Origin of the sequence: Hanstruepera ponticola (assembly GCF_002940745.1) — a bacterium.
Lineage (GTDB): Bacteria > Bacteroidota > Bacteroidia > Flavobacteriales > Flavobacteriaceae > Hanstruepera > Hanstruepera ponticola.
Genome location: NZ_POTB01000002.1, coordinates 181320 through 204343 on the forward strand (window position 1 = coordinate 181320; position 23024 = coordinate 204343).

Consider the following 23024-nt stretch of genomic DNA (forward strand, 5'->3'; position numbering starts at 1 on the left):
AAAATGACGTTTAAGAGAGTTCTTAAAATAACTGCTGGATTAGTGATATTTTTCACCTTGCCTAGTCTATTATTTTTTGGGTTTGTCTATTTTAAATACAATGAAGATTTACCTCAAGGTAAACAAGGCGAACAAGCTGAAGCGCTTGCGCAATCTATGCTCAATGCACTAGACTATGAAGCCTATAAAAACACGAATTATATAGAATGGACCTTTAAAAATCGTCATCATTTTAAATGGCAAAAAGACCAAAACACGTGTGTGGTATATTGGAAAGAATATAAAGTAGATTTAAACTTAAATAGTCCTTCAGAATCTAAAGCTTATGTACATAATTTTAAGGTTGAAGGCGAACAAGCTAAAGAATTAATAAGTGAAGCGACTGATTACTTTAATAACGATTCCTTTTGGCTTGTGGCTCCTTACAAGGTTTTTGACCTAGGAACTCAAAGAAGCCTTGTAAAAACAGAATCTGGTGAAGAAGGTTTAATGGTAACATACACATCTGGAGGCACAACACCAGGTGATTCCTATGTTTGGATTTTAGACAAAAACCATAAACCTACAAAGTTTAAAATGTGGGTTGATATTTTACCAATTGGCGGACTAGAAGCGTCATGGACAGATTGGACAACCACTGAAAGTGGTGCGCAGTTGCCAACATTTCATGAACTACTTTTTTTAGGTATTGAAATGGGTAATGTTAAAGGAACCAATTAATCTGAAACTCACTTACTACTCTGCCCTTTAAATTGTTGGTCTTTTAATTTAAACATCACATTAAACGTGGTTAAACTACCATAACTTCTAGTAATATATTGTTGTAAATCTATTTTTTCCTGTTCATCTAAATTTTTACTAGAATTTATTTTTTGCTCCATGACTCGCAATCTATCGCGAACCATAGTTATTTTATGAAAAAAACTATCAATTGGCACTTCTTTACTTTGCAATGTCGTATCGCCTGGCTCTAAAATCAATTTACCACCTTTCCATTTATCTGCAATATGAACAACTTCAGACACGTCACTATACTTCTTTAAAATCTCCACCAGACTGCTTTCTACATCAAAAAAACTAACCGTATCCACATCATCTTCAGCAGCCTCAATAACTTCAAATTCTGAATCAATATCAATAGTTTCCAATCCGTTATCTATAAAAGTAACCCAATAATGTTTCGAAGTTACATTGGTAACAACTCCCTTACCATATTCGGGATGATTAATTCGTGAGCTTATTCCGAGTAATTTCATGTTTTTTAATTTTATTTCTTATACAATAATAATAAAAATCATGAATAGTAGGTCACTAAAAATTAACATCTAAAATTGTACCTTTGCAACTTTGCAATACTATGGGTCATTTTGAAGAACATATTGAAGTTAGAGGTGCTCGCGTCCATAATTTAAAGAACATTGACGTAACCATACCACGAGAGAAACTAGTGGTTATTACTGGTTTGTCTGGCAGTGGTAAATCGTCATTGGCATTTGACACTATTTATGCTGAAGGACAACGCCGTTATATAGAAACCTTTTCGGCATATGCCAGACAGTTTTTAGGTGGATTAGAGCGTCCAGATGTTGATAAAATTGATGGACTTTCTCCTGTAATTGCAATTGAGCAAAAGACTACGAGCAAATCACCACGTTCTACGGTTGGTACTATCACTGAAATTTATGACTTTTTAAGGCTTTTATTTGCTAGAGCCAGTGATGCCTACAGTTACAATACTGGTGAGAAAATGGTGAGTTATAATGATGAGCAAATTAGAGATCTTATTAAAGAATCGTTTGATGGAAAGCGCATCAACATCCTAGCTCCTGTAATACGTTCAAGAAAAGGACATTACCGTGAATTGTTTGAGCAAATAGCCAAACAAGGTTTTGTTAAGGTGAGAACCGATGGTGAAATCCGTGACCTGGTAAAAGGCATGAAATTAGATCGTTATAAAACACATGATATTGAAATAGTCATTGACCGATTAAAAATTGATGATGTAGCAGATAATGATAAGCGTCTAATGGAAACCATAAACACAGCCATGTATCATGGTGACGATGTACTTATGGTTATTGATCAAGACACCCAAGAAGCAAGATATTTCAGTAGAAATTTAATGTGTCCCTCAACGGGTATTTCTTATCCCAATCCTGAACCAAATAATTTTTCGTTTAACTCACCTAAAGGTGCTTGTCCAAAATGTAATGGCATTGGTTCGCTCTATCAAATAAACGAAAATAAAATTGTTCCTGATACCAAGCTATCCATCAACGCAGGTGCATTGGCTCCTCATGGACCCAAAAAAAATAGTTGGATTTTCAAGCAGTTTGAAACTATTGCACAACGCTATAATTTCTCACTAAACGACCCCTATAAAGCTATTCCCGAAGAAGCCAAACAGGTTATTCTTTATGGTGGTAACGAAAAATTCTCTGTTGAAAGTAAAACATTAGGTGTTACACGCGATTACAAAATAGATTTTGAGGGTGTTGCTAATTTTATAGAAAACCAATATAAGTCTGCCGAATCAACCTCATTAAAACGTTGGGCCAAAGACTATATGGATAAAGTAAAGTGTTCCGAATGTGAAGGCTCTCGTCTTCGAAAAGAATCACTATACTTTAAAGTCAATGGTTTAAATATTTCAGAATTAGCTGAAAAAGACATTGTTGATTTGGCTGGTTGGTTTGATGATTTATCAAACCATCTTTCAGATACACAATTAAAAATTTCTGAAGAGATCAATAAAGAAATACGTAGTAGGTTACAATTTTTACTAGATGTTGGATTAAATTATCTATCCCTAAACCGAAGTTCAAAATCTTTGTCTGGCGGTGAAGCCCAGCGTATTCGTTTAGCTACTCAAATTGGCTCACAGTTAGTTGGAGTACTTTATATTTTGGATGAACCTAGCATTGGCTTACACCAACGTGATAATGAAAAGCTTATAAAATCGCTCATATCTCTGCGTGATGTTGGCAATTCAGTAATAGTTGTTGAACATGACAAGGATATGATTGAGCATGCAGATTATGTAATTGATATTGGACCAAAAGCAGGAAAACATGGTGGTGAAATAATTAGTATTGGTACGCCAGAAGAACTAAAGACCCACAACACGCTCACTGCTGACTACCTCAATGGTACTAAAGAAATTGAAGTTCCCAAAAAACGGCGTAAAGGCAATGGTAAAACCTTATCACTGAAAGGCTGTACAGGTAACAATTTAAAGAATGTTTCAATTGATATTCCTCTTGGCAAAATGATTGGTGTTACTGGTGTTTCAGGAAGTGGAAAATCAACATTAATCAATGAAACACTTTACCCTATCATGAATGCCCATTATTTCAATGGTGTAAAAAAACCAATGCCTTATAAAAGCATAAAAGGGTTAGAACATATTGATAAGGTTATTGATATCAACCAATCACCAATTGGAAGAACACCTCGCAGTAATCCAGCAACTTATACTGGTGTATTTAGTGAAATACGTAGTTTATATTCAAAAATTCCTGAAGCCATGATTCGTGGTTACAAACCAGGTCGTTTTAGCTTTAACGTTAAAGGCGGACGTTGTGAAACCTGTCAAGGAGGTGGTTTACGAGTTATTGAAATGAATTTTTTACCAGATGTTTACGTGGAATGTGAAACTTGTCAAGGTAAGCGGTTCAATAGGGAAACACTTGAGATTCGTTATAAAGGAAAATCCATCAGCGATGTTCTAGAAATGACTATTAATGAAGCTGTTGAATTCTTTGAACATATTCCAAAAATTCACAAAAAACTAAAAACCATCAAAGATGTTGGTTTAGGGTATATAACACTAGGTCAACAAAGTACAACGCTTTCAGGTGGTGAAGCTCAAAGAATTAAATTGGCAACAGAGTTGAGTAAGCGTGACACCGGTAATACTTTCTATATTTTAGATGAACCAACAACTGGATTGCATTTTGAAGATATAAGAGTATTGATGATAGTGTTAAATAAATTAGTAGATAAAGGCAATACCGTTTTAATTATTGAGCATAATTTGGATGTTATTAAAACAGTCGATTACATTATTGATATTGGCTATGAAGGTGGTAAAAATGGTGGCGAAATTGTAGCCAAGGGAACTCCTGAAGAACTCGTAAAAAACACTAAAAGCTATACAGCAAAGTTCCTTAAAAAGGAATTAAACTGAAAAGAGTGATTTTTAATTAGTATATTTAAGACTATAATCTTAAACAATTCTAATTATGAGAAGTTTACTTTGGTTAGTTGCCGTAATATGCATAGTCATATGGCTTTTAGGTTTTCTAGGTATAGTACCTGGAATTGCTACTGGAAATTTAATTCATATTTTGTTGGTGATTGCTGTAATTGCAATCCTTTATAATATTATTTCTGGTAGAAACCCTTTGAAATGATTTAAATTTAAGAATGAAAAATAAATAAGGTAAACTGCTTGTTTACCTTATTTTTTGCACAATAATTAAGAATTAAGATAGTAAAAAGGAATTATTTCTTCATAAATTTGCAAACTTCGGACTAAAATCCTGAAATTGAACTTTCTAATTTTTAAACAGAAAATTAATGAAAAAAGAACAACACCATAAACGTTGGAATGAAATAAAAACAAATGACTCATGGGCTATTTTTAAAATCATGGGCGAATTTGTTAATGGTTACGAAAAATTAAGCAGGATTGGTCCTTGCGTTTCTATTTTTGGATCAGCAAGAACCAAACCGGATCACAAATATTATAAGTTAGCTGAAGAAGTCGCAAGCAAAATAGTTGAACACGGTTATGGAGTTATTACAGGTGGTGGACCTGGTATTATGGAAGCAGGAAACAAAGGTGCTCATATAGCTGGAGGCACATCTGTTGGATTAAATATTGAATTACCTTTTGAGCAACATGATAATCCGTATATAGATTCTGATAAAAGTTTAGATTTTGACTATTTCTTTGTTAGAAAAGTTATGTTCGTAAAGTATTCACAAGGTTTTGTAGTGATGCCAGGTGGTTTTGGAACTTTAGATGAGTTGTTTGAAGCAATCACACTTATCCAAACTAATAAAATTGAAAAATTTCCAATCATCCTTGTAGGTACCGATTTCTGGACTGGATTAATGGATTGGGTGAAGGAAACACTTTTGGACAGATTTACAAATATTAGTGCAAAAGATTTAGATTTAATACATCTCGTTGATACTGCTGATGAAGTCATTACAATATTAGATAGCTTCTATAAAGAATCTGGCTTGAGTCCTAATTTCTAATACAGTAAAAATCCCTGAATTAATAGCATGAAAAGAAAAATTCAATATATATGGTTTATTGCCATACTAAACATAACAGGCTTGTTTGCACAAGAAACCTTCAATGTTATGTTTTATAATTTATTGAATTTTCCATTGGAGGATGCTGTTCCAAATAGATTGCAATATTTAGAAACTATTTTGGATGACTATCAACCTGATGTTTTTATGGTTTGTGAACTAAATAATGAGTCAGGAGCCAACAGTATTCTGAATCTTATTCAAAATAGTATCAATCCAAATTTTGAAAAAGCAAATTTCACTCTAAATTCATCAGATGACACGATTGGTAACCAAAATGATCTTCAGAATTTGTTGTATTATGATAGTTCAAAATTTATTTTAGAAAGTCAGAATATTGTTACTACAATTTTTAGGGATTTCAACCATTATAGATTAAAATTAAACACTATTAATCAAGACACAGAACCTATATTCATTGACTTTATTGTTTGTCACTTAAAAGCATCTAGTGGTGAAGAAAATCAGGAACTTCGATTAGAAATGGTCGAAGACCTCATCATTTATTTAGAAAACTTCCCTGTGGACAGCAATGTAATTTTAGCTGGAGATTTTAATGTTTACACAAGTTCAGAACCAGCTTTTCAAAGGCTTATTGATAATATTAATAATATTGTCTTTATTGATCCAGCCAATCAAATCGGGAGTTGGCACAATAACACAAACTATATTGATGTTTTTACGCAATCAACGAGAACCCAAACTGGTATGGGTGGCACTACTGGAGGATTTGATGATCGTTTTGATTTTATTATGTGTTCAGAAAACATGATCAATAACACAGATGTTTACTATAGATCAGATTCCTATCAGGCGTATGGAAATAATGGCAATATTGATTGTTATAACAATGCTATCAACGATACGGAATGCGATGGAGCTACTTTTTCTTTTGAAATTAGAGATGCCTTGCACAATTTTAGCGACCATCTTCCCGTTACACTACAGATTGAGACCACAGAAACGTTATTGAGCACTCCTGAATATAATAACGGTTCACTTTTTGAAATTGTAGGCACAAACATTGTCAAAAGTAATATAAGAGTCAAATTTAATAATCAATCAAACCACACTAAAAGACTTAAAATTTATGATGTATTAGGTCATACAGTTAAAACCGTTGCTATAAATTCTTCGTATGAATATACGATACCAGTAGCAGGCCTATCAAGTGGCATCTATTACATTATGCCACTCAATACTCATGTTGAACCTTTAAAGTTTATCAAAATAAATTGAGAATACGTTATTTTTTAAATGTCTTATTAACAGTTGCTTGTTTTTATTCCTATAGTCAAAATACTATTGATATAAAGGCAAAACTCAATACTGAAAACAATCAGATAAAAATATCTCAAACAATAACCTATCAAAACACCAGTCAAGACACCTTACAGTCTATATATTTGAATGATTGGAGTAATAGTTATTCTACCAAAAGTACGCCATTGGCCAAACGATTTTCTGAAGAATTCAAAACTGAATTTCATTTTGCTAAAAATGAAGATAGAGGCTATTCAGTAATTACTTCAGTAAAACAAAATGAAACTGATTTAAATTTTGAAAGAGTCAAAGAGCAGATTGATGTTTTAAAAGTTAAATTAAGCGAGACATTACAGCCAGGTGATTCCTATACCATTCAATTAAATTATATTGTTCAAGTACCTAATGATAAGTTTACAAGGTATGGTGTGACTTCTAATAGTGACTACAACTTAAGGTATTGGTATATAACGCCCGCAGTTTATAATGGTGAATGGCAATACAGTAGTAATAAGGATTTAGATGATATGTTTGTTCCTAAATCTGATATTCGTATTGAATTAACCTGTCCTTTAAAATATCATGTAGTTTCTGAGTTAAATCAATTTGATTATAACCAAATTGATGGTAATCAAGTCTTTGTTTTTACTGGTGAAAATAGAGTAAATTCAAAGTTATTTATAAATAAAACCTCTCATTTTAAGCAAATTGAAACTGATTTTTTTACTGTAGTTTCCAATATTGATGATGAAGAATTAAATCCCTTGAGTAAGGCATTGATAACAGATAATATTGCCTCTTTTCTATCCAAAACATTGGGTTCTTATCCACATAAAAAATTACTTGTAACTGATATTGATTATAAAAAAAGTCCTATTTATGGATTGAATTTACTGCCAGATTTCATAAGACCTTTTCCCGATAATTTTCAATATGAATTAAAAATATTAAAGACCGCTTTACATAATTATTTAGAAAATACCCTACTCATAAATCCACGAGAAGATCAATGGATTCTTGATGGCATTCAAACATATTACCTCATGAAATATGTTGATGAGTTTTACCCAGAAATGAAACTTGCTGGTACGCTTTCACGTATTTGGGGACTAAAATCTTTTCATGCAGCACAATTAGATTTTAATGCTCAATATAGTTTTCTTTATATGCATATGGCCAGAGGAAATATTGATCAGCCTTTAACCATGTCTAAAGATTCACTTTTAAAATTCAATGAAAATATTGCAAACAAATACAAAGCTGGTGTTGGATTGAAATATTTAGAAAATTATATTAATTCTAACACTGTTGAAAACTCTATACAAGAATACTTAACATCTAGAACCTTAAAACCCACTAACACCAAGGATTTCGAAGTGTTTTTGAAATCTAAAACAGAGAAAAACATAGACTGGTTTTTTACCGATTATCTACAAACAGATAAAGTTATTGACTACACCATTTCAGAAGTTGTAAAAGCCAATGATTCAATCAAAGTAACCATTAAAAATCGAAATGAGGCTGTTGTACCAATATCGTTATTCTCTATGATTGATGATGAGGTTAAATCTAAAATTTGGATTGATCCTGTAAAAGATTCAATCGTTGTTGTTATTCCTGATAATGGTTACACTAAACTTGTTTTAAATCAGGATCAGATTGTCCCAGAGTTCAACTTAAGAAACAACACCAAAGATTTAACAAATGCTGTATTTAATAGACCTTTACAAATACGTTTGATTAAGGATATTGAGGACCCAAAATACAATCAATTGTTCCTCATGCCAATTGTAGAATTCAATAACATTTATGACGGTATTGTACTGGGTGTAAAAGCATATAATAAAACTGTATTAAAAAAAGCCTTTAATTATAAAATATCACCTCAATACGGTTTAAAATCAAAATCATTAACAGGAGGAGTTTCTTTAGATTACAATCAATATATTGACAATTCTCAAAGCCTATTTTTAATTAGATATGGCATAGGTGCTGGCTACCAAAGCTATGCTGATGATTTATTTGTAACAAAATTCACGCCTGGTGTTCAATTTCAATTCAGAGATAACGACAACTTAAGGTCTAACATGCGTAACTACTTATCCTTACGCTATATTGATATTAATAGAGACGAAGATCCAAATGCTGTTTTAACATCTGAAACTCTAGAGCCAAATTATAGTGTCTTTAATGCGCGATTTAATCACGTAGATAAAGATTTAATAGATTTCTCTGCTTGGTTCGCAGACTTACAAATAGCCAAGAAATTTGGAAAAGTAGCTTTGAACTATGAATATAGAAAACTGACTGCAAAAAACAGAAGATATCACTTAAGATTGTTTGCCGGAGCTTTTCTGTATAATAAAACATATCAAGATTCTGATTATTTTAGTTTTGCTCTAGACAGACCAACAGATTATTTGTTTGATTATAATTACTATGGTCGTTCGGAGAGTGCTGGATTATTTAGCCAACAGTTGATTGTAGCTGAAGGTGGTTTTAAATCACAATTAAATCCTGGCTTTGCCAATCAGTGGATAACCACCCTAAACGGTAGTACCACCATTTGGAAATATATCATGGCATATGGTGATGTTGGATTTGTTAAAAATCATGGAGCAAATGCCGAATTTGTCTATGATTCTGGTCTTCGGTTTATTTTGGTTGAAGATTACTTTGAAATTTTCTTCCCTGTTTATTCAAATTTAGGCTGGGAAATTGCGCAGCCAAATTATGATCAAAAAATTCGTTTTATAGTTACTTTAGATTTTAAAACCCTATTAGGTCTATTCTCAAGACGTTGGTATTAAAAAATATTTTCTATCAATACATTATTCTTAATGAAATTGCCGAATTTTTAATTTTATTGAATAAATCTGAATTTCATTAGCTTTTTATTGAGTTATTTTCAATTTTATAACAGTTTTCAGCATTGCAAATCTTCTCATTATTAGCTATCTTTGCAAAAATACCATGAACTCTATGCAAACAAATCCTGAAACAAAAAAAGACCTGTCTTTTGAAGATTTTAAAACAGAAGTTTTAAATGATTATAAAATTGCTGTTACCTCCAGAGAATGTAGTCTCTTGGGCAGACGGGAAGTTTTGACAGGAAAAGCCAAGTTTGGAATTTTTGGAGATGGAAAAGAATTGCCTCAATTAGCCTTGGCAAAAGCTTTTGAAAATGGTGATTTTCGTTCGGGTTATTATCGTGACCAGACGTTTATGATGGCTATTGGAGAATTGTCTATTGAACAGTTTTTTGCAGGATTATATGCCAATACAGATTTAAGCGAAGAACCCATGTCAGCAGGTCGTCAAATGGGTGGACACTTTGCTACGCATAGTTTAGATGAAAACGGTAACTGGAAAGATTTAACAGCTCAAAAAAACTCAAGTGCCGATATTTCACCAACAGCTGGTCAAATGCCTCGTCTATTAGGTTTAGCTCAAGCTTCAAAAATATACAGACATGTAAAGGGCATTGATACTACTAACTTTTCTGTAAATGGAAACGAGGTAGCATGGGGAACTATTGGTAATGCCAGTACTAGTGAAGGTTTGTTTTTTGAAACCATAAATGCGGCTGGTGTATTACAAGTTCCTATGGTTATGAGTGTTTGGGATGATGAATATGGTATATCTGTTCATGCCAGACATCAAACTACAAAAGAGAATATATCTGAAATATTAAAAGGATTTCAACGTGATGATAACCAAAAGGGTTATGAAATATTACGCGTTAAGGGCTGGGATTATGCTGCCTTAATTGAGACCTATCAAAAAGCATCTCAAATTGCTCGTGAGGAACATGTTCCAGTATTAATTCATGTACGTGAGTTAACGCAACCGCAAGGGCATTCTACGTCTGGTTCCCATGAACGTTATAAAGATGAAAACAGATTGGCTTGGGAAGCAGAATATGATTGCAATGCTAAATTACGTGAGTGGATGATTGCTAATAGCATTGCCACAGATGACGAATTAAATGACATTGAAAAAGACATAAAAAAACAAGTTAGTAATGGAAAAAAAGCAGCTTGGACAGCTTTTACAAAACCATTAAAAAATGAACAAAACGAGCTAGTTTCTATCTTAAAAGAAGTTGCAAATTCCAGTTCAAATAAAGTTTTTATTGAAAAGCTATCAAATGATTTAGCAGGAATTAAAGAACCTATTAGAAAAGAAATTCTTTCAACTGCAAGAAAGGCTTTACGTTATGTAATTAGTGAAACCTCAAACGCCAAAAGTAATTTGGTAAATTGGATAAACACTTACACAGCGACAATTCAACCTAAATACAGTTCACATTTATATTCTGAATCTAATAATTCAGCTTTAAATATCTCTGAAGTTAAACCAACTTACGACAACAATGCCGAAGAGGTTGATGCCAGATTGGTAATTCGTGATAATTTCGACGCCATATTTAGCAAGTATCCTGAAACATTAGTTTTTGGAGAAGATGCTGGTCATATTGGTGATGTCAATCAAGGATTAGAAGGTATGCAGGAGAAGTATGGTGAGTTACGTGTTTCTGACGTAGGCATTCGTGAAGCAACCATTCTTGGTCAAGGTATTGGTATGGCTATGCGTGGATTAAGACCAATAGCTGAAATTCAATATTTAGATTACATATTATATGCGTTGCAAATTATGAGTGACGATTTGGCAACCTTACAATATAGAACCAAAGGTCGTCAAAAAGCTCCATTAATTATAAGAACTCGTGGTCATAGATTAGAAGGTATTTGGCATTCTGGTTCACAAATGGGAGGCATTATAAATTTGGTTAGAGGAATACACGTGTTAGTCCCAAGAAATATGACAAAAGCAGCTGGATTTTACAACACCCTTCTAGAAAGTGATGAACCAGGTCTTATTGTTGAATGTTTAAACGGCTATCGATTAAAAGAAAAAATGCCAACCAATTTAGGTGAATTTAAAACACCTCTAGGTATTGTTGAAACCATTAGAGAAGGTCAGGATATTACTTTGGTTTCTTACGGCTCAACGCTGCGCATTATTGAACAAGCAGCTAAAGAATTGCAAGAGGTTGGTATTGATGCTGAAATCATTGATGTACAATCTTTATTGCCTTTTGATTTAAATCATGATATTGTAAAAAGTGTTTCAAAAACTAATCGTTTAATGGTTATTGACGAAGATGTTCCTGGAGGTGCTTCAGCATTTATTTTGAATGAAATTTTAAATACTCAAAACGCATACGAACATTTAGACAGCAAACCACAAACACTTGCAGCACAACAGCACAGACCAGCTTATGGAACTGATGGTGATTATTTCTCAAAACCATCAGTTGAAGACATTTTTGAAGCTGTTTATCAAGTCATGCATGAAGCTAACCCAAGTGATTTTCCGAAATTGAGATAATCTACGCAATTTGTTAGATACCACAAACCTTTCAGCAATATGTTGAAAGGTTTTTTTATATTTATAATCTAACCGACATGTCATGCTTTCCAAAACAGATAAAGAACAACTCCGTGGTATTATTTTTAGACATCTAGATGGTATTGCAACAGCAACAACAGCTTACTCTTTATACAAAAAAGGTGTTTTAGATTTTCTTCTTAATAATAAATTGGTTTCTTTAGAAAAACTTACACAAAATTTTAAGACTAATGAAGGCTATTTAAATGTAGCACTGCGAATATTATGTTCTCAAGGTTGGTTAATCCAACATTTAGACAACAAAACCAATACAATATCTTACGAAACAAATGATTCAAGTAAAAGCGCTTTTGAACTAGCATCGCTTTATGAAGACGTTGTAAAACTACTTAATTACTCTGTAAAATTTCCAGAAGAACGTATTGGAGCTGATGCTTTTATTGTTTTAGAGCGAATATTCAAAAAATATGAAAGTCAATTTGGATTAAAAAACACTCAAAATGATTCTGTTGAACACCAAATACTAAAACATATTGAAGGCTGTATAGTAGGTCCAATTATCGTTTTATTAGGTGTAAATGGTTTGTTTCAGAAGTATTTCATGGAGGCTTCATTTACGGCTGAAGAATATCATAAAGACCCTGAAAGCTTTAAAAAAATATTAGATTTCTTTGCACATTTAGGTTGGTTTGTCAAAAAGAAGAACACCTATCAATTTTCAGATGAAGGTTTGTTTTTTGCCAAACGTGCTTCAGCTTATGGTGTTACTGTTTCTTATTTACCAACGTTTGTAAAATTAGACGAACTTATTTTTGGCAATCCACTAATATTAAAAACAAATGATCCTGCTGAAACCGAAAAGCACGTACATCGTGAAATGAATGTTTGGGGAAGTGGTGGTGCACACTCAACCTATTTCAAGGTTATTGATCAGGTTATTATTGAATTGTTTAATAAACCTATCGACGAACAGCCTAAAGGTATTTTAGATATGGGTTGTGGAAATGGTGCCTTTATTCAGCATATTTTTGATGTTATTGAACATCAGACACTACGTGGAAAATATCTTGACGAACACCCACTTTTATTGGTTGGCGCTGATTTTAATAAGGCGGCATTAAAAGTTACAAGAGCCAACTTAATAAAAGCTGATATTTGGGCAAAAGTCATTTGGGGTGATATTGGCAGACCTGATTTATTAGCCAAAGACCTCAAAGAAGATTACAATATTGAACTTCAGGATTTATTGAATGTTAGAACATTTTTAGATCATAATCGTATTTGGGAAAAACCAACTCATATTACTGAGCGCACCAGTACATCGTCTGGAGCTTATGTATATCAAGGAGCACGCTTAAATAATAATTTGGTTGAAGATTCACTATTAGAACATCTTAAGAAATGGAAACCTTATGTAGAAAAATTTGGTTTATTAGTAATAGAACTGCATACCATAAACCCCAAGTTAACCGCTCAAAATTTAGGAATTACAGCAGCAACAGCCTATGATGCCACACATGGGTATAGTGATCAATACATTTTGGAAGTAGATGTTTTCCACAAAATAGCAATGGAAGCAGAGCTTATACCTGATGGTAAATACTTCACAAAATTTCCAGATAGCAATTTGGCTACAGTAAGCATAAATCTTTTAAAAGGTTAAAAACAAAGAAAAAATACAAAATATTAAATGAAAGCAGAATCTGTAGTCACTATAAGAAAAGAACTAAATCATCGTTCTCACGAAGAGCTTATGCAACTTTGTTTAAGGTTAGCTCGTTTTAAGAAAGAAAACAAAGAATTGTTAACCTATCTGTTATTTGAATCTCATGATGAAACACAATTTGTAGAAGGAATTAAAGTTGAACTTGATCAATTATTTGAAAACATAAATACTGATAGTTATTTCTACATGAAAAAAAGTGTTCGAAAGATACTACGGCTCATTAAAAAATTCGCTAGGTATTCATTAAAAAAAGAAACAGAAGTTGAACTCCTACTCTATTTTTGTGGGCAGCTTAAAGCGCTTAAACCTTCAATATTTAGAAATAAGACTTTGACAAATATTTACGAAAGACAAATATTTAGTATTCAAAAATTAATAAGTTCTCTTCATGAAGATTTACAATATGACTATAATCAGCAATTAGAATTAATAAACTCTTAATTTATGCGAGAAGAAACACTTAAAATCTATGATAGTCTCGTTGCATTATGTCCAAGATTTGAACTAAAAGGCAAAACCATGCCTTACACATCTGCTAATGGTTATATGTTTTCATTATTGAATAAATCTGGTGAACTTGGAGTAAGGCTGCCTAAAGAGCATTGTGATGCTTTTAAGGAAGAACACAATACTACAAAATTCATGTCGTATGGAGCAGTTATGAAAGATTATGTTCTAATCACTGATAAAATGTTGAATGATTCTGATTTTATGGTTAATCTATTAAATAAAAGTTTTGATTATGTTATGAGCTTACCTCCAAAATAGAACTAATTCATAATTCTAACAAGTAGTTCTTTCAACAAATCTTTTTGTGGTACAGCATTAGAACCCACTCCTTTACTTTTTACATCAAACTCCCTTAACGTGGAAATAATAGCACTTACATTTTTCATAGGGTAATTTCTGGCAGCTGTAATGTACTCTTCTGTAAAATAAGGTGATATTTTTAGAGCAGAAGCAACACTTCTAGGCGATTTATCCTTTAAACCATGTAAATGCAATAGCTTTGAAAAATAGGTGTGTAAGAAACCAACAGTTAGAACCATGGGATTATCCTTTGGGTTCTCACCAAAATATTTGATGATTCTATTGGCTTTCAAAATATCACGTGAGCCAATTGCTTTATGTAATTCAAAATTATTATAGTCCTTACTAATACCTATATTTTCTTCAATAAGTTCTGGTGTAATTTGCGTGCCTTCAGGTAAAACAATTTTTAGCTTATTTAATTCATTGCTAATCTTACTTAAATCTGTACCTAAAAATTCAGCTAACATCAAGGCTGCCTTTTGGGTAATAGTATAATTTTGACCAGCCAAAACACGACTAATCCAATTTGGAATTTGATTGTCGTAATATTTCTTACTCTCAAAAACAACACCTGTTTTTTTGAGCGTTTTGTATAATGCCTTACGTTTATCTAGAGTTTTATATTTATAATTAAACACCAAAATAGTAGAAGGTTGCGGCTGATTGGCATAATCAACAAGTTTCTCAATATTTCTTGCCAAATCTTGTGCCTCTTTAACCACAACAACTTGATGTTCTGCCATCATGGGATAACGCTTAGCATTTGAAATGACATCTTCAATAGAAACATCCCTTCCATATAATACCATTTGATTAAAGCCACGCTCTTCTTCAGTTAATACAGTTTCTTGAATGTAATCTGAAATTCTATCAATGTAATAAGGTTCTTCACCCATCAAAAAATAAATAGGCACAAACTTTCTACTTTTTATATCACTAACTAACGCTTTAACTTCATCCATTGAAAAAAAATCACCAAATTTGTGTTGTGCAAGAATTACAATTCCCTACATATTCATTTCGTTTCAAAAATAGCGAAAATAAAGTATCTATATTTGATTCTATTCGTAAAAAGTTTGTGGTTTTACAACCTGAAGAATGGGTAAGACAACATTGCGTTCAGTTCCTTATCAAGGAAAAAAAATATCCTGCTTCACTAATTAATGTTGAAAAAGAATTGCAAATAAATGATTTAAAAAAACGCTATGATATTGTAGTTTATAATACTGACGGATCCATTCATTTAATTGTGGAATGTAAAGCACCTAAAATTTCTATCGATCAAGACACATTTGATCAAATTGCACGTTATAACCTATCATTAAACGCTTCGTATTTAATGGTTACCAATGGTTTAAATCATTATTATTGCCAAATGGATTTAGAAAAAGAGTGCTATCTATTTTTAAAAGATATTCCATCATATCAAAGATGAAAATAGCTGTTGTCATATTAAACTGGAATGGGAAAAAGCTATTAGAGCAGTTTTTACCTTCGGTCATATCCAACTCTGAAGGAGCCGATGTTTATGTGGCTGACAATGCTTCTACTGATGATTCTGTTAGCTTTCTAAAAAATAATTTTCCATCAGTAACAATTATTCAAAACTCTGAAAATGGTGGTTATGCCAAGGGGTATAACGAAGCCCTAAAAAGTATTGAAGCTGATATCTTCTGCTTATTAAATAGCGATATTGAAGTAACCAAAAACTGGTTAGCACCTATCCAAGATACGTTTAAAAATCTGGAAGACACTGCTATAATTCAACCTAAAATTTTAGACTACAAAAACAAAACCTATTTTGAATACGCTGGTGCAGCAGGAGGTTTCATTGATAAATTTGGCTATCCTTATTGTAGAGGTAGGATATTTAACACCGTTGAAAAAGATAAAGGGCAGTACAACGATGAACAAAACATTTTTTGGGCTTCTGGCGCTTGCTTATTTATTAGAAAACCTGTGTTTGACAAATTAGGAGGTTTTGACGAATCGTTTTTTGCACACATGGAAGAAATAGATTTGTGTTGGCGTGCCTTTAATATGGGTTACAAAACGCAGTATATTGGGCTTTCAAAAGTTTATCACGTAGGTGGTGCAACACTACAAAACACCAATCCGAAAAAAACCTATTTAAACTTTAGAAACAGTCTTTTTACTCTTGTAAAAAATGCACCTGGTAATCTGTTCATCTTGATAGTTACCAGATTACTGTTAGATGGATTGGCAGGAATAAAGTTTTTATTTGAATTCAAGTTCAACCATTTATTCGCCATACTGAAAGCACATATAAGTTTCTACCTCAATTTCTATAAATATCTAAAAAAGCGAAAAAGCTCTCCAAAATGTCCTCAATACTACAAAACCACTTCTATTGTATGGGATTATTATATAAAAAACAATAAGTATTTTTGATTGTTTATAAAAATGTTAAAGTTTTTGTTAATAGAGTTAAGATGGATTATTCTTTTGTATAATTTTGATATGTTAATTAATAACAACTAAAACACATTAAAAAAATGAAAAAAATAATTTTATTTGGTATATCTGCTATGTTTCTTTTAGGTTCGTGCGTCTCCAAAAAAGAATATGCTGCATTAGAAGAAAAACAAAAAGAAACACAGGATTTATTAAATACAGCTACAGTAAAATTGAATTCATGTTTAGCAGACAAGGCTTCTGCTGAAGCGCGAGCAAAATCTCTAGAAGATCGTATTGCTGATTTAAAAAATTCTAACGAAAACCTAATTCAGAGTAATAAAGATCTTACTATGCTAACCTCTAAAGGTGCCTCTAATGTTGAAAAGACTTTAGAAAGCATGAAAGAAAAAGATTTAAAAATTTCAAGACTGCAAGATGCTATGAACAAAAAAGATAGCGTTATGCTAGCTTTGGTTACCAGTCTGAAAAAAGAAGTAGGTATAAATGATCCTGATATTGAAGTAAATGTTGAAAAAGGTGTTGTTTTTATCTCTATTGCTGACAAATTATTATTCAAGAGCGGTAGCTATGTTGTAAACGATCGTGCAAAAGAAGTTTTAGGTAAAGTTGCTAAAGTTGTAAAAAGCAAACCTAACTTTGAATGTATGGTTGAGGCGCATACAGACCCTGTACCTTATAATAAGCCACCATTAATTGACAACTGGGATTTAAGTGTAAAACGTGCTACTTCAGTAGTGCGCGTACTTGAAGATTTAGGAGTTAATTCTGGAAAACTTATTGCTGCAGGTCGCTCACAATATGTTCCAATTGATACCAATGATACTGCCGAAGGCAGAGCTGCCAATAGACGTACTAGAATTGTTATTTTACCAAAAATTGACGAATTCTATGATATGATAGAAAAAGAAATGAAAAGTCTTGAAGCTAACGGTGGATAAGATTAAAAAAATGAATTCAAAAAGAGCTCAATCGAAAGATTGGGCTTTTTTATTAGAATATCTCCAAACTGCCTTTACCTTCTCTAATAATAGTAGGCACATCTTCAGATAAGTCAATAACAGTTGAGGCTACATTATCACCATAACCAGCATCAATAACCAAATCAACAATATTATCCCATTTCTCTAAAATAAGTTCGGGATCAGTTGTATATTCAATAACATCATCATCATCACGTATAGAAGTAGAAACTATAGGATTGCCCAATTCTTTTACTATTTCTAAAGCAATTTGATTTCCAGGAACACGGATACCCACTGTTTTTCTCTTCTTAAAAACGGAAGGCAATGTTTTTGCTCCAGGTAAAATAAATGTGTAAGGTCCAGGTAGCGCACGTTTTAAAATTTTGAACGTAGCTGTATCAATTTGCTTAACATAATCACTCAAATTGCTCAAATCATGACAAACAAATGAAAAATTAGCCTTTTCAAGTTTTACACCTTTTATGCGAGCAATCTTTTCCAAAGCTTTAGTATTAGTAATATCACAACCCAATCCATAAACGGTATCGGTTGGATAAATTATCAAGCCACCTCGCTTTAATACATCCACCACTTTTTTTATTTCCCTTGGATTAGGGTTCTCTTCGTAAATTCTAATAAATTCTGCCATAGTGATTTGGTGAAATGATGTTATACAAATTAAATATTTTTATTATTAATCACCATTAAAACATTTCGGAAATTAAGCTTAAATTTATAATCTATCGGATAAATTCTGTAACATTTACTGGTTTTTTCAGTCTTAATAATATGCCAAGAATACTATTATTTATACTAATTACATGCTATTCAAACTTTTTGAACGCAAATGGTTTAAAGAATAAAAGGTCTATTATTTTTCCAAATTCTGAAAAAGTTAATGAATACACAACGCGAATTCCTTTTAAACTTGTAGATCATCTTATTGTTGTAGAAGCTCAAATTCATGGCCAAAATGGAAATTTTATTATTGATACGGGATCAGAAGCCATGATTCTGAACAAAGTACACTTTAAAAACCTTTATAAGCATCAGGAAAAAGACAATCAAACTTTTGGTGTATTGGAAGCCATTGATAATCCATATGAAAAACAGATAAAGGATTTTGTACTTCAAAACTTTAAATTAGAAGCTTTAAAGTCTGATGTTATTAACCTTTCCCACATAGAAAAAAGCAAAAAGATAAAACTATTAGGAATTATTGGCTATTCCGTTTTAAAAGATTATGAAGTGTTTGTTGATTTATATTTGAATCAAATTACATTATCAAAAGTTGATAAAGCTGGAAATAAACTTGATAAAAAAGTTTACCTCGAAGAAATAGTTGATAGTTTAAATTTCTCATTAAATAATCATACTATTGTACTCTTTGGCGACATCAATAAAAAGAAAGTGACGTTTGGACTTGACACCGCAGCAGAATTCAATCAAATAAGTAAAAACCTTAACAAAGAAATCCTTCAATATTTTATTCCAAAGAAACGTTTAACTTTAATTGATGCGAGCAACAATAAAAAAGAAGTAATTGCTGGAAAACTACATCGAGTGAGATTAAGTGAAACCATCTATTTTGGTCCTATGGACACTGTTTTAACCAACTTGCGGAGTATTAACCAAGCTTTTGGTACAGATTTGGATGGTATTTTAGGCTATGAGTTTTTTAAACAAAAAAGAACCATCATAAATTATCAGAAAGAGAAATTGTATTTTATAAATTATCCCATAGAAAAACATTGAAATTATTTATAAAACATAGTATTAGTATTTTATGCTTTATCACTTGCGCCTTAAGTTTTTCACAAGAAGAAAATGTTTTAGGTTACAAGATAGAAGGTGATGATATTGTATTTGTATTTGACATTAGCGATTACAACAGAATCACTTCTGATGAAATAGGCAGTATCAATGATTTTGACGATTTAAATATAAAAGAAGTTATAGTGTCTGGACAATTTAACAATTGGACTCGCGACAAATGGAAAATGAAAAAAATTGGTATCAAAACCTTTGAATTAAGAAAAAAAATATCTGATTTCACCAATGAATTTTCTTGGGAATTTAAGTTCCTTATTAATGGAAAATACTGGGCTGAACCCAATGATAATATTGCCAATATTGCTCCTGCAAAAACCCCAAGCGGAAGTCCTCTAAATGTTTATAATTTAAAATTTTATACAGCTTATCAAAATGAGGATGGCAATGCTTGTTTTAAATTATATGGACATAAAAATGCAAAAAAAGTAATTCTTGCTGGGTCATTCAATAAATGGGATGAAAATCTTTTCGCTATGAACAAAGTGGAGAATGGTTGGGAAATAACACTAGAAATTAAACCTGGATCTTATCAATATCGCTATATAGTTGACGGAAATTGGATTGAAGACCCTTATAATCCAGATAAAGTTGAAAACGAATACGGTGAATATAATTCGGTAATTAATATTACCAAAGAAGTAACCTTTGAATTACGGAATTTTTTGGATGCTGAAGAAGTCATCTTGTCAGGAAGTTTTAATAATTGGTCTGAAGATGCTGCGAAAATGAAAAAAACAGATTTTGGCTGGACTTTAAACTTGACTTTAACTGGAGGAAAGCATCATTATAAATTTATTGTGGATAATGAATGGATGGTAGATCCTGATAATCCTGTAAAAGAATATGACGGAAAAGGAAACATTAATTCTGTTTTTATGGTTAAATAGTTTCTTAACTAATAACCTCCAATTTAGCAAAGCGAAGTAACAACTTCTTGACGCCTCCATTATTAAATTTTATTTCAGCTTTAACATCACTTCCTGTTCCTTCAATTTTTAGGACTTCGCCTTTTCCAAATCGTAAATGCTCAACAATATTACCAACTGCCAACTTACTATCAAACAAATTGGTATTACCTGATGTTTTTGAAACTGGTTTTAGATTTTTCGGGGTTGAAATTGTTTTCTTTTCAATTTTATTTACTGTTCTTCCTTTTTTTATTGTTGGTTGAACTGGTTTTTTGAATCTAATTTTATTAGGTTCAACATCACCAAAAATATCGGCATCCAACATAGGGTTGAAGCGTCGCTCTTCAATTGGTGTAACAACATCGAGATATTGATCATCTATTTCTTCTATAAATCTACTAGGTTCAGAATCGATTAACTTTCCCCAACGATAACGTGACAAAGCATAAGTTAAGTAAGCTTGTTTTTCGGCACGTGTTAAAGCCACATAAAACAATCGTCGCTCCTCCTCCAACTCGCTACGCGTGTTCATACTCATTGCACTTGGAAATAAGTCTTCCTCCATACCAACAATATACACATATGGAAACTCTAATCCTTTGGCTAAATGTATAGTCATTAAAGCCACATGGTTACTATCACCTTTGTCAGCATCTAAATCAGTGGCAAGCGCTACATCTTCTAAAAATTCTGCTAATGAAGCTGTAGCATCAACGATTTCCTTTTGTCCTTCAACAAAATCTTTGATACCATTTAAAAGCTCTTCGATATTTTCCATTCTAGCAATGCCTTCAGGTGTACCATCTTTATTGAATTCCCGAATTAAACCACTAGCCTTCACAACATGTTCAGCTAATTCAAAGGCATTAGCTTTTTCATTCAATACCTGAAAACTTTTGATTAAAGTCACAAAGTTTTTGAGTTTTGTTTTTGTTCCAGAGTTTACTCCTATCTCTAGCTTATCGATATTTTCAAGAACTTCAAAAATGGTGCGCTCATATCCATTGGCTGCTACGATAAGCTTATCTAAAGTAGTTTGACCAATTCCTCGAGCTGGATAATTTATAACACGTTTTAAGGCTTCTTCATCGGCTGGATTAATAACCAATCGCAAATACGATAATACATCCTTTATCTCTTTACGCTGATAAAATGACAACCCTCCATAAATACGATAAGGGATATCACGCTTTCGTAAGGCATCTTCTATGGCACGTGATTGGGCATTTGTACGATACAGCACAGCAAAATCACTATTCTGAAGTTGATTTTGCATTTTATTTTCAAAAATAGAACTGGCCACATAACGTCCCTCGTCACCATCCGTTAAAGAGCGATTGACAATAATTTTAGACCCTTCGTCATTAGCTGTCCATACAACCTTGTCTAATTTGGTTTGGTTTTTATCAATAATAGAATTAGCAGCATTAACTATATTTTTTGTGGAACGATAGTTCTGCTCTAATCGAAACACTTTTACATCATCATAATCGCGTTGAAAATTGAGTATGTTATTAATATTAGCGCCACGAAAAGCATAAATACTTTGTGCGTCATCACCAACTACACAAATATTTTGAAATCTATCAGAAAGTGCTCGAACAATTAAATATTGAGAATGATTGGTATCTTGATACTCATCTACTAAAATATACCGAAACTTATCTTGATATCTAGCCAATACGTCAGGGAATCTTGTAAGCAATTCATTGGTTTTTAACAATAAATCATCAAAATCCATAGCACCAGCTTTAAAGCAGCGATCAACATAGTTTTTATATATTTCACCTAAACGTGGGCGCCTAGCCATCGTATCGGCTTCAATTAACTCCGGATTTTGAAAATAGGCTTTAACGGTTATTAGGCTGTTTTTATAAGAAGAAATTCTGGAGCGAACCTGTTTGTATTTATACACATCTTTATCCAATCCCATTTCCTTAATAATTGAAGCAATCAACCTATCAGAATCTTGTGTGTCATAAATAGTAAAATTACTAGGAAAGCCTAATTTATCCGCTTCAAAACGTAAGATTTTAGCAAATACCGAGTGAAATGTACCCATCCAAAGATTTTTGGCTTCACTCTCACCAACTATAGTAGCAATACGTGCTTTCATTTCACGAGCTGCCTTATTGGTAAAAGTTAGAGCCAGTATATTAAAGGGATCAATACCTTGACTCATTAAATAGGCTATACGATATGTTAAAACTCGCGTCTTGCCAGAACCTGCTCCAGCAATAACAATCATGGGCCCTTCTTTTTGTATCGTTGGTGCTAATTGCGCATCATTTAACTGACTTAAATACTTTTCCAAAACTCTCTTTTTTCAAAGTG

The 23024-nt window shown here is 32.4% G+C and carries 19 protein-coding genes; 15 read left to right on the top strand and 4 right to left on the bottom strand.

Annotation, left to right across the window (positions count from 1 at the left end; translation table 11 throughout):
* Nucleotides 1-3 precede the first annotated feature (3 nt).
* The gene (locus C1S72_RS12315; RefSeq protein WP_104736026.1) at nucleotides 4-720 is read left to right on the top strand and encodes a hypothetical protein; all 717 of its coding nucleotides are present in this window, start codon (nucleotides 4-6) and stop codon (nucleotides 718-720) included.
* An 8-nt stretch (nucleotides 721-728) separates the two neighbouring features.
* Here C1S72_RS12315 and C1S72_RS12320 read toward each other — a convergent pair whose 3' ends face one another.
* A complete protein-coding gene (locus C1S72_RS12320) occupies nucleotides 729-1256 on the bottom strand; it encodes a hypothetical protein (RefSeq protein WP_104736027.1) in 528 nt (175 codons plus the stop codon).
* A gap of 101 nt (nucleotides 1257-1357) precedes the next feature.
* Here C1S72_RS12320 and uvrA point away from each other — a divergent pair, with 101 nt between their 5' ends.
* From uvrA to C1S72_RS12365, 9 genes are all read left to right on the top strand, one after another.
* The gene (gene uvrA / locus C1S72_RS12325) at nucleotides 1358-4189 is read left to right on the top strand and encodes an excinuclease ABC subunit UvrA (protein ID WP_104736028.1); all 2832 of its coding nucleotides are present in this window, start codon (nucleotides 1358-1360) and stop codon (nucleotides 4187-4189) included.
* Between the two features lie 55 nt (nucleotides 4190-4244).
* Nucleotides 4245-4415 carry a lmo0937 family membrane protein gene (locus C1S72_RS12330; RefSeq protein WP_104736029.1) on the top strand — a complete coding sequence of 57 codons (171 nt, stop codon included), beginning with the start codon at nucleotides 4245-4247 and terminating at the stop codon, nucleotides 4413-4415.
* A 166-nt stretch (nucleotides 4416-4581) separates the two neighbouring features.
* On the top strand, nucleotides 4582-5271 hold the full coding sequence (locus C1S72_RS12335) for an LOG family protein (protein ID WP_104736030.1): 690 nt from the start codon (nucleotides 4582-4584) through the stop codon (nucleotides 5269-5271).
* A 27-nt stretch (nucleotides 5272-5298) separates the two neighbouring features.
* The gene (locus C1S72_RS12340) at nucleotides 5299-6570 is read left to right on the top strand and encodes a T9SS type A sorting domain-containing protein (RefSeq protein WP_104736031.1); all 1272 of its coding nucleotides are present in this window, start codon (nucleotides 5299-5301) and stop codon (nucleotides 6568-6570) included.
* Complete coding sequence (locus tag C1S72_RS12345; RefSeq protein ID WP_104736032.1) at nucleotides 6567-9404, top strand: gluzincin family metallopeptidase; 2838 nt, start codon at nucleotides 6567-6569, stop codon at nucleotides 9402-9404. The genes C1S72_RS12340 and C1S72_RS12345 overlap by 4 nt, the downstream gene beginning before the upstream one ends.
* Before the next feature lie 172 nt (nucleotides 9405-9576).
* Nucleotides 9577-11988: an alpha-ketoacid dehydrogenase subunit alpha/beta gene (locus tag C1S72_RS12350; protein ID WP_104736033.1), complete on the top strand. Its 2412-nt coding sequence runs from the start codon at nucleotides 9577-9579 to the stop codon at nucleotides 11986-11988.
* 82 nt (nucleotides 11989-12070) lie between these two features.
* On the top strand, nucleotides 12071-13672 hold the full coding sequence (locus tag C1S72_RS12355) for a class I SAM-dependent methyltransferase (protein ID WP_104736034.1): 1602 nt from the start codon (nucleotides 12071-12073) through the stop codon (nucleotides 13670-13672).
* Between the two features lie 27 nt (nucleotides 13673-13699).
* Nucleotides 13700-14176 (top strand): hypothetical protein, encoded by a 477-nt coding sequence (locus C1S72_RS12360; protein ID WP_104736035.1) that lies wholly within the window; start codon nucleotides 13700-13702, stop codon nucleotides 14174-14176.
* Nucleotides 14177-14179: 3 nt separating this feature from the next.
* Nucleotides 14180-14503, top strand: a complete 324-nt coding sequence (locus tag C1S72_RS12365; RefSeq protein ID WP_104736036.1) for a hypothetical protein — start codon at nucleotides 14180-14182, stop codon at nucleotides 14501-14503.
* A 2-nt stretch (nucleotides 14504-14505) separates the two neighbouring features.
* Here C1S72_RS12365 and holA read toward each other — a convergent pair whose 3' ends face one another.
* Nucleotides 14506-15510 (bottom strand): DNA polymerase III subunit delta, encoded by a 1005-nt coding sequence (holA, locus tag C1S72_RS12370; RefSeq protein WP_104736037.1) that lies wholly within the window; start codon nucleotides 15508-15510, stop codon nucleotides 14506-14508.
* A gap of 26 nt (nucleotides 15511-15536) precedes the next feature.
* Between holA and C1S72_RS12375 the strand changes: the two genes are divergently transcribed.
* The 3 genes from C1S72_RS12375 (at nucleotide 15537) to C1S72_RS12385 (ending at nucleotide 17925) form a co-directional block, all read left to right on the top strand.
* On the top strand, nucleotides 15537-15983 hold the full coding sequence (locus C1S72_RS12375; protein ID WP_104736156.1) for a type I restriction enzyme HsdR N-terminal domain-containing protein: 447 nt from the start codon (nucleotides 15537-15539) through the stop codon (nucleotides 15981-15983).
* Complete coding sequence (locus C1S72_RS12380; protein ID WP_104736038.1) at nucleotides 15980-16960, top strand: glycosyltransferase family 2 protein; 981 nt, start codon at nucleotides 15980-15982, stop codon at nucleotides 16958-16960. The genes C1S72_RS12375 and C1S72_RS12380 overlap by 4 nt, the downstream gene beginning before the upstream one ends.
* A gap of 104 nt (nucleotides 16961-17064) precedes the next feature.
* Nucleotides 17065-17925 carry an OmpA family protein gene (locus C1S72_RS12385; RefSeq protein WP_104736039.1) on the top strand — a complete coding sequence of 287 codons (861 nt, stop codon included), beginning with the start codon at nucleotides 17065-17067 and terminating at the stop codon, nucleotides 17923-17925.
* A 52-nt stretch (nucleotides 17926-17977) separates the two neighbouring features.
* Here the strand turns inward: C1S72_RS12385 and C1S72_RS12390 are convergent, their stop codons facing one another.
* On the bottom strand, nucleotides 17978-18598 hold the full coding sequence (locus C1S72_RS12390; protein ID WP_104736040.1) for an L-threonylcarbamoyladenylate synthase: 621 nt from the start codon (nucleotides 18596-18598) through the stop codon (nucleotides 17978-17980).
* A gap of 140 nt (nucleotides 18599-18738) precedes the next feature.
* Between C1S72_RS12390 and C1S72_RS12395 the strand changes: the two genes are divergently transcribed.
* Together C1S72_RS12395 and C1S72_RS12400 are read left to right on the top strand one after the other, a co-directional pair.
* The gene (locus tag C1S72_RS12395) at nucleotides 18739-19704 is read left to right on the top strand and encodes a pepsin/retropepsin-like aspartic protease family protein (RefSeq protein WP_104736041.1); all 966 of its coding nucleotides are present in this window, start codon (nucleotides 18739-18741) and stop codon (nucleotides 19702-19704) included.
* Nucleotides 19701-20669 (top strand): hypothetical protein, encoded by a 969-nt coding sequence (locus tag C1S72_RS12400; protein ID WP_104736042.1) that lies wholly within the window; start codon nucleotides 19701-19703, stop codon nucleotides 20667-20669. The genes C1S72_RS12395 and C1S72_RS12400 overlap by 4 nt, the downstream gene beginning before the upstream one ends.
* Nucleotides 20670-20673: 4 nt before the next feature.
* Here the strand turns inward: C1S72_RS12400 and C1S72_RS12405 are convergent, their stop codons facing one another.
* Complete coding sequence (locus tag C1S72_RS12405; RefSeq protein ID WP_104736043.1) at nucleotides 20674-23004, bottom strand: ATP-dependent helicase; 2331 nt, start codon at nucleotides 23002-23004, stop codon at nucleotides 20674-20676.
* Between the last annotated feature and the right edge of the window lie 20 nt (nucleotides 23005-23024).

Excerpts from the sequence above, each read along its gene's own strand:
- C1S72_RS12315 (WP_104736026.1), top strand. The coding sequence starts at position 4 with ATGACGTTTAAGAGAGTTCTTAAAATAACTGCTGGATTAGTGATATTT.
- C1S72_RS12320 (WP_104736027.1), bottom strand. The coding sequence starts at position 1,256 with ATGAAATTACTCGGAATAAGCTCACGAATTAATCATCCCGAATATGGT.
- uvrA (WP_104736028.1), top strand. The coding sequence starts at position 1,358 with ATGGGTCATTTTGAAGAACATATTGAAGTTAGAGGTGCTCGCGTCCAT.
- C1S72_RS12330 (WP_104736029.1), top strand. The coding sequence starts at position 4,245 with ATGAGAAGTTTACTTTGGTTAGTTGCCGTAATATGCATAGTCATATGG.
- C1S72_RS12335 (WP_104736030.1), top strand. The coding sequence starts at position 4,582 with ATGAAAAAAGAACAACACCATAAACGTTGGAATGAAATAAAAACAAAT.
- C1S72_RS12340 (WP_104736031.1), top strand. The coding sequence starts at position 5,299 with ATGAAAAGAAAAATTCAATATATATGGTTTATTGCCATACTAAACATA.
- C1S72_RS12350 (WP_104736033.1), top strand. The coding sequence starts at position 9,577 with ATGCAAACAAATCCTGAAACAAAAAAAGACCTGTCTTTTGAAGATTTT.
- C1S72_RS12355 (WP_104736034.1), top strand. The coding sequence starts at position 12,071 with ATGCTTTCCAAAACAGATAAAGAACAACTCCGTGGTATTATTTTTAGA.
- C1S72_RS12360 (WP_104736035.1), top strand. The coding sequence starts at position 13,700 with ATGAAAGCAGAATCTGTAGTCACTATAAGAAAAGAACTAAATCATCGT.
- C1S72_RS12365 (WP_104736036.1), top strand. The coding sequence starts at position 14,180 with ATGCGAGAAGAAACACTTAAAATCTATGATAGTCTCGTTGCATTATGT.
- holA (WP_104736037.1), bottom strand. The coding sequence starts at position 15,510 with ATGGATGAAGTTAAAGCGTTAGTTAGTGATATAAAAAGTAGAAAGTTT.
- C1S72_RS12380 (WP_104736038.1), top strand. The coding sequence starts at position 15,980 with ATGAAAATAGCTGTTGTCATATTAAACTGGAATGGGAAAAAGCTATTA.
- C1S72_RS12385 (WP_104736039.1), top strand. The coding sequence starts at position 17,065 with ATGAAAAAAATAATTTTATTTGGTATATCTGCTATGTTTCTTTTAGGT.
- C1S72_RS12390 (WP_104736040.1), bottom strand. The coding sequence starts at position 18,598 with ATGGCAGAATTTATTAGAATTTACGAAGAGAACCCTAATCCAAGGGAA.
- C1S72_RS12395 (WP_104736041.1), top strand. The coding sequence starts at position 18,739 with ATGCCAAGAATACTATTATTTATACTAATTACATGCTATTCAAACTTT.